Raw genomic sequence first — 12425 nt, 5'->3', positions numbered from 1 at the left:
GGCGACGGCCGCGCCACCACCGGCTGCACCACGCCGTGCTCGCGGATCGACTGCGCCAGATCGGTGAGCTCGGCATCGCCGAAATGCCGGCGCGGATTCTTCGGATTGGGGCTGACGAATTCGATCGGCACCTTGCCGTCGGCCGCCATGCTCTGCTTTTCCGGGACTGCGGGACGATCGATCTCGCCGATCAGCGCCGCAAGGCCACGGCCGAGTCTCTTTCTTGAAAGGTCTTCACTCATAATCTGTCCAGATCGTTTCGGTATCGAATCGGGGCTTGGCCGCTATCAGGCGGCGCGCAATTTGCGCTCGCGGCGGATCACTTCCGAGGCGAGCTGCAGATAGGCCTGGCTGCCCGAGCATTTGAGGTCGTAGAGGATCGCCGGCTTGCCGTAGGATGGCGCCTCGGAAACGCGGACATTGCGCGGGATGATCGTCTCGTAGACCTTGTCGCCCATGTGGGTGCGCACGTCCTGCACCACCTGGTTGGCGAGATTGTTGCGGCCGTCGTACATGGTGAGCACGATGCCCTGGATGGTGAGATCCGGATTGATCGTATGCCGCACCTGCTCGACCGTCTCGAGCAATTGGCTGAGACCCTCCAGCGCGAAGAACTCGCACTGCAGCGGCACGAGAACGGAATCGGCCGCGGCCATTGAATTCAAGGTCAAGAGGTTGAGCGACGGCGGGCAGTCGATCAGCACATAGCCGAACGGCGCCGAACGCTCGGCCGCGGCGCGCAGCGCGTTGCGCAACCGCAGCACCCGGTCCGGCGCCGAGGCGATCTCCATCTCGATGCCGAGCAGGTCGAGTGTCGACGGCACGATGGATAGACCGGGCACCGCCGTCGGCACGGCGGCCGCTTCCAGCTCGAGCTCGCCGGTCAGCACGTCATAGGACGACACCGTGCGATCCTTGCGGTCGATGCCCAATCCCGTGCTGGCATTGCCTTGCGGGTCGAGGTCGACGATCAGCACCTGTTCGCCGATGGCGGCCAGCGCCGTCGCCAGGTTGATCGCCGTCGTCGTCTTGCCGACGCCGCCTTTCTGGTTGGCGACGGTGATAATACGCGGTCCAGTTTTCATGGGTCGATGCCAGTGATTCATTGCGGTTTCGCCGGGCGCAGATTGGTGATTTCCAGGATGACGCCGTGAGGGTCGGTCATGCTTGGATGTTCTACCAGATCGAAGGCCCAGCGGTGAGTGCTTTCTTCCACTTCGGCGCGGTAATCCCGGCCTTTGTGGAAGAGCGCGCGCGCACCCTTGGTCAGCCACGGCGCCGCAAGATCAAGCAAGGCCGGCAGCGCCGCAAGCGCCCGCGCGGTGACGATTTCCGGTTCCGGAACAAGCGAATAGCTGTCGTCGATGCGCCGCGCTACGACACGCGCCGGCAGGTCGAACTGGCCAATGACGGCTTGCAGGAACGAGGCCTTCTTGCGGTTGCTTTCGACCAGATCGATCGAGGCCCCCTCGCGCTCGGCAAGCAGGAAACCAAGCACCAGGCCGGGAAAGCCACCGCCCGAGCCGAGGTCCACCCAGCGCCTGGCCTTTGGCTCGATTCGAGCGAGTTGCGCGCTATCCAGTATGTGCCGGCGCCAGACATCGTCCAGCGTCGACGGCGCGGCAAGATTGATGCTGCGGTTCCATTTCAGGAAGACCTGTTCGAACGCAACCAGACGCTCGAATGTTTCACGTGAAACCGGGCCCGCGGCCTTTTCCAGGCTCTCCCATGCGGCAGAGCTCACGCGACATGCCTCTGAGCGGCTGCCTCGGCGTTGCGAACATGGGCAACGATGATTGCGAGTGCCGCCGGCGTCATCCCTTCCATGCGCTGCGCATCGGCGATGGAGCGCGGCTGCCGCGTTTTCATCTTCTGCTTCAGCTCATTGGAAAGGCCGGGGACATCGGTGAAATCGAGCGATGCCGGGATCACTCGGCCTTCCTCATGCCGGATTTGCGCGACATCGGCTTGCTGGCGGTCGAGATAGACTGAATATTTCGCTTCCGTTTCGAGGCACTCGGCCGTCTTGGCACCGATTGAGGCGAAGCGCGGTTCGACGCGGGCCAGCCAAGCCAGATCGACACCGGGGTAGGCGAGCAATTCATAGGCCGAGCGGCGCACGCCATCCCTGTTGATCTCCAGCCCATGGCGCGCCGCCTCATTGGGGGTGAACAGCACGCTCAATGCCAGTACCCGCGCCTTTGCAAGATCTTCGTTCATCGCGTTGAAGCGCCGCATCCGTTCCGCCGAGGCGATCCCCAGCCGATCCGCCATCGGCGTCAACCGCTCATCGGCATTGTCGGCCCTGAGCGACAGGCGGAACTCGGCGCGCGAGGTGAACATCCGATAGGGCTCGGCGATGCCGCGGCTGGTGAGGTCGTCGACCATGACGCCGATATAGGCTTCGGTGCGACTGAGCACGATCTGCTCGCTATCGGAGGCCTTGCGCGCTGCGTTCAGACCGGCGAGCAGCCCTTGCGCTCCGGCCTCTTCGTAGCCGGTCGTGCCATTGATCTGTCCGGCGAGGAACAGGCCGCCGACCCGCTTCGTCTCCAACGTCTGCAGCAATTCGCGTGGATCGACATGGTCGTACTCGATGGCATAACCCGGCTGCAGCATGGTTGCCCGCTCCAGCCCCGGAATCGTCTTCAAAATGTCGAGCTGGACGTCCTCCGGCAACGAGGTCGAGATGCCATTCGGATAGACGGTGTCGTCGTCGAGGCCTTCCGGCTCGAGGAAGATCTGGTGGCCTTCACGGTCGCCGAACTTGACGATCTTGTCCTCGATCGACGGGCAATAGCGCGGCCCCACCCCTTCGATCGAGCCGGAATACATGGCCGAGCGGCAGAGATTGGCGCGGATCAGCTCGTGCGTCTCCGGCGTCGTGCGCGTGATGCCGCAATGGATCTGCGGGTTCCGGATCGTGTCGGTCAGCAGCGAGAACGGCACCGGATACTCGTCCGCCGCCTGGCTTTCCAGCGACGCCCAGTCGATGGTCCGACCGTCGAGGCGAGGGGGTGTTCCGGTCTTCAGGCGCCCGAGCCTGAACCCCGCACGGCCCATCGTTGCCGACAGGCCAAGACTCGCTTGCTCGTTCATGCGGCCGGCGACGACCTTCTTCTCACCGATATGGATCAAGCCGCGCAGGAAGGTCCCGGTGGTCAGCACCACCGCGCCGCAAGCCAGGCGGCGATCGCCCGACATCCGAACGGCCGCGATCTGCCCCTCCACGATTTCAAAGTCGAGAACTTCGCCTTCGATCACCTCGAGATTGTCCTCCTGCCGAATCGCTTCCTGCATGGCGAGGCGATAAAGCTTGCGATCGGCCTGCGTGCGCGGGCCGCGTACGGCCGGCCCCTTGCGGCGATTGAGCAAGCGGAACTGGATGCCGGCCGCATCGGCGATCCGGCCCATCAGACCATCCATCGCGTCGATCTCGCGCACCAGATGGCCCTTGCCGAGGCCGCCGATCGCCGGGTTGCAGGACATGACGCCGATCGTGTCGAAACGCAGCGTCACCAGCGCCGTCCTGGCGCCGGCGCGTGCCGCGGCGCTGGCCGCCTCGCAACCGGCATGGCCGCCGCCTACCACAACCACATCATAGTGATCGTTCATCTTTTCAATTCCAAAGACTGAGGATGACGGAGACATGTCCCTGCGGGGCTCCGCTGTCAAGAACGTAGGAGCGGTCTCGTTTCACGTGAAACAATGCCTGTCGTCTGGAAGCCCGGTGTTTCACGTGAATCGCGCTATCCGCCTACCCCCGACAATGTTTCACGTGAGTCATTTGCCGATGCAGAATTGTGAGAAGATCACGTCGAGCAGGTCCTCAACGTCGACCGCACCGGTGATTCGCCCGAGCCGATCCGCCGCCAGGCGTAGCTCCTCGGCGCGCAGTTCTTGGCCTCGCTGTACCGACAGCGCCGCTCCCAGGTGGAAGTTTGTCTCCTTGAGCAATTCGACATGGCGCAAGCGCGATGGCAGGACGTCGCCGATCTCCCCGGCAGCCGCTGCAGCGCGACGCCCGACCTCGGCTAGCAGCTCCGCCAGTCCGGTGCCATCCTTGGTCGAGATCACCGCGTCATAAAGCTTCGAGCGGTCAAAAGCCGGCCCGTCCGCAACAAGGTCCGCCTTTGTCCCGATCCTCAGCAGAGGCGCATCGGACGGCACCGCGCCGGCGTCGACGGGCGCCGCCATATCCTCGAGCAGCAGCAGCAGATCTGCACCACCCGCCTTCGCGCGCGCTTTCTCAATGCCGATCGCCTCGACCTTACCGGACGCCTCCCTTAAACCGGCCGTATCGATGACGCGGACTCGCATCCCTTCAAGGTCAAGCACCACTTCGAGCAGATCGCGCGTGGTGCCGGGTTCGTCGGTCACGATCGCGGCCTCACGCCGAGCGAGCGCGTTGAACAGGCTGGATTTCCCGGCGTTTGGCGCGCCGAGAATAACGACCTCGAACCCGTCGCGGATGACCTCGGCGGCGCGGAAGCCGTCGACATGGCGATCGATCTCGCCGATCATCGCCCGCACATCCGACCAGACCGTGTCCGAAACGGAACCCAGCACGTCCTCCTCGTCGGCAAAGTCGATCTCGGCCTCGATCATCGCCCGCGCATGGATGAGCCGCCGCCGCCATTCGGCGTAAAGCTCGCTTTGCGTCCCTTCGGCATTGCGCACGGCAAAGCGCCGCTGCGCCTCGGTCTCGGCATTGACGAGATCGGCCAGCGCTTCGGTCTCGACCAGATCGAGCCTGCCGTTGAGAAAGGCGCGGCGCGTGAATTCGCCGGGCTCTGCGTGCCTGACGCCGTCAAAGCCCGTGATGGTCTCCAGCATCTTGGCCGCCACGGCGCGGCCGCCATGAACCTGGAACTCGGCAATGTCCTCGCCGGTAAAACTGCCGGGGCCCGGCAAGAAGAGAACCAAACCCCGGTCGATCACCGATCCATCCGCCGCTGTCAGCTTGCGATAGACCGCACGACGCTCCTTAACCACTGATCCGGCAATCGTTTCGACCACGAATCGAGTCTTCGGACCGGAAATTCGGATGACGGCGATGCCGGCCGGCAAGCGTCCGCTCGACAAGGCAACAATCGAATCGCTCAAAATCATTTGCCCGCTCTACCGAACCGCCCTAGCTTCCCGCGCAACATCGTTAACCGAGTTTGCCGTCGTGACCTTGCCCGCGCAAAACCTGCTGGCCGAAGAGGCCAGCCCCTATCTGCATCAGCACAGCGACAATCCGGTGCATTGGCGGGGCTGGTCGCCCGCGGCGCTCGCCGAAGCCAGGGAACTCGGACGGCCGATCCTGCTGTCGATCGGCTACGCCGCCTGCCACTGGTGCCATGTCATGGCGCATGAAAGCTTCGAGAACGACGCCGTTGCCGCCGTCATGAACCGGCTGTTCATCAATATCAAGGTCGATCGCGAGGAGCGGCCGGACATCGACCAGATCTATATGGCGGCACTGCATGCCATGGGCGAGCAGGGCGGCTGGCCGTTGACCATGTTCCTGACGCCCGAAGGCAAGCCGTTCTGGGGCGGCACCTATTTTCCGCGCGAGGCCCGCTACGGCCGGCCAGGCTTCATCCAGGTCATGGAAGCGGTCGACAAGGCGTGGCGGGAGAAGCAGGAGAGCCTTGGCAAAAGCGCCGACGGCCTGACCAGCCATGTCGAGGCGCGGCTGGCGGGAAGCCATGGCAAGGCGGTGCTCGATCGGGACACGCTCAGCGATCTTGCCGGCCGCATCGACGGCATGATCGACCGCGATCTGGGCGGCTTGCGCGGCGCGCCGAAATTCCCCAACGCGCCATTCATGCAGACGCTCTGGCTGTCGTGGCTGCGCGACGGGGTTGCCTCGCATCGCGACGCTGTCCTGCTCAGCCTGGAGAAAATGCTGGCCGGCGGCATCTACGATCACATCGGCGGTGGATTGAGCCGCTACTCGACCGATGCCGAATGGCTGGTGCCGCATTTCGAGAAGATGCTCTATGACAACGCCCAGCTCCTGCGCATGTGCAATTGGGCGTTTGCCGCCACCGGCAATAATTTATTCCGGATACGAATCGAAGAGACGGCCGCCTGGCTGCTGCGCGAGATGCTGGTCGATGGCGGCGGCTTCGCCGCCAGCCTCGATGCCGACAGCGACGGCGAGGAGGGGCTGTTCTACACCTGGAACCGCGACGAGGTCGAAGCCGTGCTTGGCGACGATTCGGCCTTGTTTTTCAAATACTTCGGCCTCGCTAGCCCGCATGGCTGGGAAGGCAAGCCGATCATCCGCCAAACCGCCGGCCAGCAAAAGCAAAGCATCGTCGACCAAGCCTTGTTCCTGCCGTTGAAGCAGAAGCTCCTGGCCGCCAGGGAACGGCGCGTCAGGCCCGGCCGCGACGGCAAGGCGCTGACCGACTGGAACGGCCTGATGATCGCCGCGCTTGCCGACGCCGGCCGTGCCCTGCAGCGACCCGACTGGATCGAGGCCGCCGCGCGGGCCTTCGCCCACATCGTCGAAGCGAGCCATGACGGCCGCCTGCCGCATTCCATGCTAGGCGCCAGGAAACTGTTCCCGGCCTTGTCGAGCGACTATGCCGCCATGACAAACGCCGCCATCGCACTCTTCGAGGCCACCGGCGAGACGGCCTATGTCGATCGCGCCAGGCATTTCATCGGACAGCTCGATCATTGGCACCAGGATGGCAACAAGACCGGCTATTATCTGACCGCGTCCGACAGTGCTGATGTTCCGATCCGCATCCGCGGCGATGTCGACGAGGCAATCCCGTCCGCCTCCGCCCAGATCATCGAGGCGCTGGTGCGATTGGCATTAGTCACCGGCGATTTCGACATGGAGCAAAAGGCCTGGACGACGGCCGAGCATGCCATGGGCCGCGCCGCGCAACAGGCCTATGGCCAGGCTGGCATCGTCAATGCCTGCGCGCTGGCGCTCGAGCCGTTGAAGCTGGTGCTGATCGACAATCTAGAGAGTCCAAGCCTCGTTCCGGTTGCGAATCGGAATCCCGACCCGCGCCGGGTGGATATCGTCGTTGCGGTCGGTACGGAAGCGAATCGACCGAGCTTGCCGGGTGGGGTGGTGCCGCCGACCGACAAGCAGGGCGCCTGGCTGTGCACCGGGCAGGTTTGCCTGCCAGTGGTTACCGATGCGGACGAGTTGGGGAAGCTGTTGCGGCGAGGAACAGGCACGTAACCCCAACCCCCTCTTCGAGCGTTGGCGCTGCCCCTCATCTGGCTGCCGCCATCTTCTCCCCGTAAACGGGGAGAAGGGCGCTGTCGCTGCCGATTTCGTCAATCGCCATCGTGGCAAGAAGAGTGCCGGCGTTGCGGCCAGCCTCTTTCTCCCCGTTCACGGGGAGAAATGCCCGGCCGGGCAATGAGGGGCGGCTCTGACCTCTGCGATTGGCTTGCCAACGATCGAGAAGGCGAGGGGAAGTTCCCCGCCTCGCCTTGTATCCCGACTACGTATTCATCGAATCGAAGAAGTCGGCGTTGGTCTTGGTCTGCTTCAGCTTGTCGATGAGGAACTCGATCGCGTCGGTCGTTCCCATCGGCGCCAGGATGCGACGCAGCACGAAGATCTTCTGCAGATCCGCGCGCGGCACCAGCAAGTCTTCCTTGCGGGTTCCGGACTTGAGGATGTCCATGGCGGGATAGATGCGCTTGTCGGCCACCTTGCGGTCGAGCTGGATTTCGCAGTTGCCGGTGCCCTTGAACTCTTCGAAGATCACTTCGTCCATGCGGCTGCCGGTATCAATCAGCGCGGTAGCGATAATGGTCAGCGAGCCGCCTTCCTCGATGTTACGGGCGGCACCGAAGAAGCGCTTCGGGCGCTGCAGCGCATTGGCGTCGACACCGCCGGTGAGCACCTTGCCGGAGGACGGCACGACGGTGTTGTAGGCGCGGCCGAGGCGGGTGATCGAATCAAGCAGGATGACCACGTCGCGGCCATGCTCGACCAGGCGCTTCGCCTTCTCGATCACCATTTCGGCGACCTGGACGTGGCGGGCGGCCGGCTCATCGAAGGTCGAGGAGATCACCTCGCCCTTCACCGAGCGCTGCATGTCGGTCACTTCTTCCGGCCGCTCGTCGATCAAAAGCACGATCAGATAGCATTCCGGATGGTTGGCGGTGATCGAGTGGGCGATGTTTTGCATCAGCACCGTTTTACCGGTGCGCGGCTGCGCGTTGATCAGCGCGCGCTGGCCCTTGCCGATCGGCGCCACCAGGTCGATCACGCGCGGCGAGATGTCCTTCGAGGTCGGATTGTCGACCTCCATCTTCAGCCGCTTGGTTGGATAAAGCGGCGTCAGATTGTCGAAGTGGATCTTGTGCCGGATCTTTTCGGGATCGTCGAAATTGATGGTATTGACCTTGAGCAGCGCGAAATAGCGCTCGCCCTCTTTCGGGCTGCGGATCGGTCCTTCGACCGTATCGCCGGTCTTGAGCGAAAAGCGGCGGATCTGCGACGGCGAGATGTAGATGTCGTCGGGACCTGGCAGGTAGTTTGCATTGGCCGAGCGCAGGAAGCCGAAGCCATCCTGCAGCACCTCGACCACGCCGTCGCCGATGATCTCGATGTCCTGGGCGGCGAGTTTCTTCAGGATCGCGAACATCAGCTCCTGCTTGCGCATCACGCTGGCGTTCTCCACCTCGAGCGATTCGGCATAAGCGATCAGCTCTGGCGGCTTCTTGTTCTTGAACTCGGTGAGTTTCATTTCTTGCATTAGATGGACTCTGGGTAGGCTTTGGGGAGAAAAATCGGCTGGATGCGACAAATGCCGGGCGCGGCCGAAAGCGAAAAAATGGGGCGGCGCATGACGGGAAGGAAGACCCGTCTTTTATCGTCGCTCGTCTGAAAGAGCAAGCCGCCTTTTGCGCCGTCGCGGGAAGCCTCAGAACGGCTTCACGACGACCAGGATGACGATGACGATCAGCAGCAATGTGGGGATCTCGTTGACGATCCGCCAGTGGCGCGCCGGCTTTTCATTCTTGTCCTCGGCGAATTTCCGCACCGCGCCGGCGAGATAGCCATGCAGCCCCGACAATACGAGCACCAGCGCTATCTTGGCGTGCAGCCAACCGCCATGGAAGGCAAAGCCCTTCCAGGCCAGCCAGAGCCCGAACACCCAGGTCGCGATCATCGCCGGATTGATGATGGCTCTGAGCAGCCGGCGCTCCATAACCTTGAAGGTTTCCGACTGCGCCGATCCCTTCTCGGCATCGGCATGATAGACGAAGAGCCGGGGCAGATAGAGCATGCCGGCCATCCACGAGATGACGGCGATGACATGGATGGCCTTGGCCCACAGGTAGAAGCCGTCGGACGCCACGAAGTAAAGCAGCGCAGTCGCGACGACCAGAGCGGCGATGCCGATCACCATGCGCTTCATCGCCTGGCCGGTGCTGTTGGTATTGTCAGCCATCAGCGCGTCGCGCTCCGCACCTGTTTCACCATCGCCTCGACATGCGCGATCGGCGTCTCCGGCGTGATGCCGTGTCCGAGGTTGAAGATCAGCGGCCCGCCGCCCAGCGTCCTCAGGATCGCGTCCACGCCGTCGGCCAGCGCCTTGCCGCCGGCCACCAGCCGGAGCGGATCGAGATTGCCCTGCACGGCGCCGCCAAGCTGCAATTCCTTCGCCATCGAGAGCGGCACCGTCCAGTCGAGGCCGAGGCCGGTGATGCCGGTCTTGGAGCGATAGTCGCGGTAGCGCTCGCCGGCGCCCTTCGGAAAACCGATGACCGGAACATTCGGGTGGACCGCCTTCACTTGCCGCGCGATCTCGGCCACCGGCTCGACGCAGAAAGCCTGGAAGGAAGGCTCGTCCAAAACACCGGACCAGGAATCGAAGATCTGCACCACATCGGCGCCGGCTTCGATCTGGCGGATGAGATAAGCGGCCGAATGATCGGCCAGCACTTTCAACAGCCGCGCGAAGGCCTCCGGCTCGCGATAGGCGAAAAGCCGCGCCGGCGCCTGGTCCGGCGTGCCCTGGCCTGCGATCATATAGGTCGCCACCGTCCACGGCGCGCCGCAGAAGCCGATCAGCGTCGTCTCGTCAGGCAGTTTGGCGCGCAACCGGCGGACGGTCTCGTAAACCGGTTCGAGATTCACGTGAAACAAATCGCCGGTGAGGCCCGCAATCTCCGAAGCCGAGATCGGCGTCAGCATCGGCCCGCGGCCCTCTTCGAAGCGGACGTCTCGGCCGAGCGCGTTGGGCACCACAAGGATGTCGGAGAACAGGATCGAGGCATCGAAGCCGAAGCGCTCGATCGGCTGCAGCGTCACTTCCACCGCAAGGTCCGGATCGTAGCATAGATCGAGGAAGGAGCCGGCGCGCTTCCGGGTCTCTCTATACTCCGGCAGATAGCGGCCGGCCTGGCGCATCATCCAGATGGGCGGAGGAAAGACAGGCTCGCCCCTCAAAACGTCCAGCATGATCCGTTTTCCAGGCATTCAGCGTCGCCTCTCAAGGGTCCTCTTAAATCAAATATCTATTTTAAAAGAGTCTTCTGATTCTAAGAGTCTGTTGGTTGTGGTGGTTGCGACCTGTCCAGCCTGCCGCCCGAAAAGGCCAGTCAGCATATTGTCGCGCGGTCCCGATCGCGATTTGGAGGGTTTTGGGGAACAACCGGAATTCTCCTTCCGAGTCAGCAGCTTGGCCTTTCGCTCCCAAATTTCGGGCTGTGGATGAAATCGGCCAAGAAAAGTTGATCCCCAGTTTTGTCCCCAGCGCCCCGACAAAGCCTACAGCAGGGCGAATTGTGGACAACCCACCATCTGATACAGTCGCTCTCGCCCCCTTCGCGTCTTTGTCCGATCTTGTCCACAACTGCCCACAGCCTGGAACCCGCGCCTGTGAACAAACCCCAGAGCTTCTTTCACCTGCACCTGATTTCCGACGCCACCGGCGAGACGCTGCTGGCGGCCGGCCGCGCCGCCTCCGCGCAATACAAGGACGCGCGCGCCATCGAGCACATCTACCCGCTGATCCGCACCGAAAAGCAGGTGGCCAAGGTGTTCGAGGATATCGAGGAAGAACCCGGCATCATCCTCTACACCGTCGTCGACCAGAAGCTCGCGCGCGGCATCGATGAGCGCTGCGCGGCGATGGGCCTGCCTTGCGTCTCGGTGCTCGAGCCGGTGCTTGCCGTCTTCCAGTCCTATCTCGGTACGCCGGCCGGCCGCCGCGTCGGCGCCCAGCACGTGCTCGACGCCGAATATTTTCGCCGCATCGATGCGCTGAACTTCACCATGGAGCATGATGACGGACAGCTGCCCGCCAACATGGACGATGCCGACATCGTGCTGATCGGCATTTCGCGCACCTCCAAGACGCCGACCAGCATCTATCTCGCCAACCGCGGCATCAAGACCGCCAACATCCCGATCGTGCTCGGCGTGCCGGTGCCGGAGAGCCTGGTCAACGCCAGGACGCCCTTGATCGTCGGCCTGATCGCCACCGCCGAGCGCATCTCGCATGTCCGCCAGAACCGCATCCTCGGCAACACCAGCACATACGTGCCGTCCGACTATGTCGACCGCGCCGCGATCAACGAGGAGCTCGCCTATGCCCGCCAGATCTGCACAAGGCATGGCTGGCCGATGATCGATGTCTCCCGTCGTTCGATCGAGGAGACGGCGGCGGCGATCGTTGCCCTGCGGGGAAAGTCGAGATAGATGAGCAAAGAAGCTAGTTTTGCGAGTCACCTTGGCGGAGGTCGGCGCCGCCCCTTACCTGCCTGCCGGCATCCTCTCCCCGTATAGGGACGGGGAGAGGGGCGCTGGTGTCTATGGTTTCGCCAATCGCCAGCGCTGCTGGAAAGAGCGCCTGCGCTGAAGCTGGCCCTTTCCCCCCGTCTCTATACGGGGAGAAATGTCCGGCAGGACAATGAGGGGCGGCGCCAACTCTACAATAGCAAGGCTTTGCATACACCAACCGTCCCTTGTCCGCGTCCGAGTACAAAATGACCGAGAAAATCATCCTCGCCTCCGGCAGCCCGTTCCGCAAGGCGATGCTGGTCAATGCCGGCGTCGAGATCGAGGCGGTGCCGGCCGAGGTCGATGAGCGCGCGCTCGAGGCGCCGCTCAAGCATAGCGGCGTGTCGCCGGAGGACGTCGCGCTGGTGCTTGCCGAGGCCAAGGCGACCGAGGTCAGCGAGCGCAGGCCCGGCGCGCTGGTGCTCGGCTGCGACCAGACGCTGTCGCTCGGCGACGAGGTGTTCCACAAGCCGGCCGACATGGAAGGCGCCCGCCGCCATCTCCTCGCCCTGTCCGGCAAGACCCATCAGCTGAACAGCGCCGCCGTGCTTGCCCGCGACGGCGCGGTGCTGTGGCGGCATGTCGGCATCGCCAGTCTCACCATGCGCAAACTGGAGCCAGCCTTCATCGGCCGCCATCTGGCGCGTGTCGGCGA

11 protein-coding genes are annotated in these 12425 nt (G+C 63.5%); 3 read left to right on the top strand and 8 right to left on the bottom strand.

Going from position 1 to position 12425, the window contains the following annotated elements; all coding sequences use genetic code 11:
* The 5 genes from EN742_RS09600 to mnmE form a co-directional block, all read right to left on the bottom strand.
* Positions 1–242, bottom strand: a 242-nt coding sequence (locus tag EN742_RS09600) for a ParB N-terminal domain-containing protein (RefSeq protein WP_189375253.1), incomplete at its 3' end; no start/stop codon positions are given.
* Positions 243–287: 45 nt separating this feature from the next.
* On the bottom strand, positions 288–1085 hold the full coding sequence (locus EN742_RS09595) for a ParA family protein (protein WP_126057330.1): 798 nt from the start codon (positions 1083–1085) through the stop codon (positions 288–290).
* A 17-nt stretch (positions 1086–1102) separates the two neighbouring features.
* A complete protein-coding gene (gene rsmG, locus EN742_RS09590; protein ID WP_126057329.1) occupies positions 1103–1744 on the bottom strand; it encodes a 16S rRNA (guanine(527)-N(7))-methyltransferase RsmG in 642 nt (213 codons plus the stop codon).
* Positions 1741–3615: a tRNA uridine-5-carboxymethylaminomethyl(34) synthesis enzyme MnmG gene (mnmG, locus tag EN742_RS09585; RefSeq protein WP_126057328.1), complete on the bottom strand. Its 1875-nt coding sequence runs from the start codon at positions 3613–3615 to the stop codon at positions 1741–1743. The genes rsmG and mnmG overlap by 4 nt, the downstream gene beginning before the upstream one ends.
* Before the next feature lie 168 nt (positions 3616–3783).
* Positions 3784–5112, bottom strand: a complete 1329-nt coding sequence (mnmE, locus tag EN742_RS09580; protein ID WP_126057327.1) for a tRNA uridine-5-carboxymethylaminomethyl(34) synthesis GTPase MnmE — start codon at positions 5110–5112, stop codon at positions 3784–3786.
* A 61-nt stretch (positions 5113–5173) separates the two neighbouring features.
* Here mnmE and EN742_RS09575 point away from each other — a divergent pair, with 61 nt between their 5' ends.
* Positions 5174–7201 (top strand): thioredoxin domain-containing protein, encoded by a 2028-nt coding sequence (locus EN742_RS09575; protein WP_128332728.1) that lies wholly within the window; start codon positions 5174–5176, stop codon positions 7199–7201.
* A 268-nt stretch (positions 7202–7469) separates the two neighbouring features.
* Here the strand turns inward: EN742_RS09575 and rho are convergent, their stop codons facing one another.
* The 3 genes from rho to hemE form a co-directional block, all read right to left on the bottom strand.
* Complete coding sequence (gene rho / locus EN742_RS09570) at positions 7470–8735, bottom strand: transcription termination factor Rho (RefSeq protein ID WP_112098117.1); 1266 nt, start codon at positions 8733–8735, stop codon at positions 7470–7472.
* Positions 8736–8903: 168 nt separating this feature from the next.
* The gene (hemJ, locus tag EN742_RS09565) at positions 8904–9434 is read right to left on the bottom strand and encodes a protoporphyrinogen oxidase HemJ (protein ID WP_126057325.1); all 531 of its coding nucleotides are present in this window, start codon (positions 9432–9434) and stop codon (positions 8904–8906) included.
* On the bottom strand, positions 9434–10465 hold the full coding sequence (gene hemE, locus EN742_RS09560; RefSeq protein WP_126057324.1) for a uroporphyrinogen decarboxylase: 1032 nt from the start codon (positions 10463–10465) through the stop codon (positions 9434–9436). Before hemE ends, hemJ begins: the two co-directional genes overlap by 1 nt.
* A gap of 402 nt (positions 10466–10867) precedes the next feature.
* Here hemE and EN742_RS09555 point away from each other — a divergent pair, with 402 nt between their 5' ends.
* Both EN742_RS09555 and EN742_RS09545 read left to right on the top strand, forming a co-directional pair.
* The gene (locus tag EN742_RS09555) at positions 10868–11689 is read left to right on the top strand and encodes a pyruvate, water dikinase regulatory protein (protein ID WP_126057323.1); all 822 of its coding nucleotides are present in this window, start codon (positions 10868–10870) and stop codon (positions 11687–11689) included.
* Between the two features lie 287 nt (positions 11690–11976).
* The coding region (locus EN742_RS09545) for a Maf family protein (protein ID WP_128332727.1) at positions 11977–12425 on the top strand (449 nt) is incomplete at its 3' end.

Origin of the sequence: Mesorhizobium sp. M4A.F.Ca.ET.020.02.1.1 (assembly GCF_004022645.1) — a bacterium.
Lineage (GTDB): Bacteria > Pseudomonadota > Alphaproteobacteria > Rhizobiales > Rhizobiaceae > Mesorhizobium.
Note: the sequence above shows the minus strand (reverse complement) of the source record. Positions and strands in the feature narration are given on the sequence as shown.

Coding starts and splice junctions, on each gene's coding strand:
- EN742_RS09595 (WP_126057330.1), bottom strand. CDS start 1,085: ATGAAAACTGGACCGCGTATTATCACCGTCGCCAACCAGAAAGGCGGC.
- mnmG (WP_126057328.1), bottom strand. CDS start 3,615: ATGAACGATCACTATGATGTGGTTGTGGTAGGCGGCGGCCATGCCGGT.
- mnmE (WP_126057327.1), bottom strand. CDS start 5,112: ATGATTTTGAGCGATTCGATTGTTGCCTTGTCGAGCGGACGCTTGCCG.
- rho (WP_112098117.1), bottom strand. CDS start 8,735: ATGCAAGAAATGAAACTCACCGAGTTCAAGAACAAGAAGCCGCCAGAG.
- hemJ (WP_126057325.1), bottom strand. CDS start 9,434: ATGGCTGACAATACCAACAGCACCGGCCAGGCGATGAAGCGCATGGTG.
- hemE (WP_126057324.1), bottom strand. CDS start 10,465: ATGCCTGGAAAACGGATCATGCTGGACGTTTTGAGGGGCGAGCCTGTC.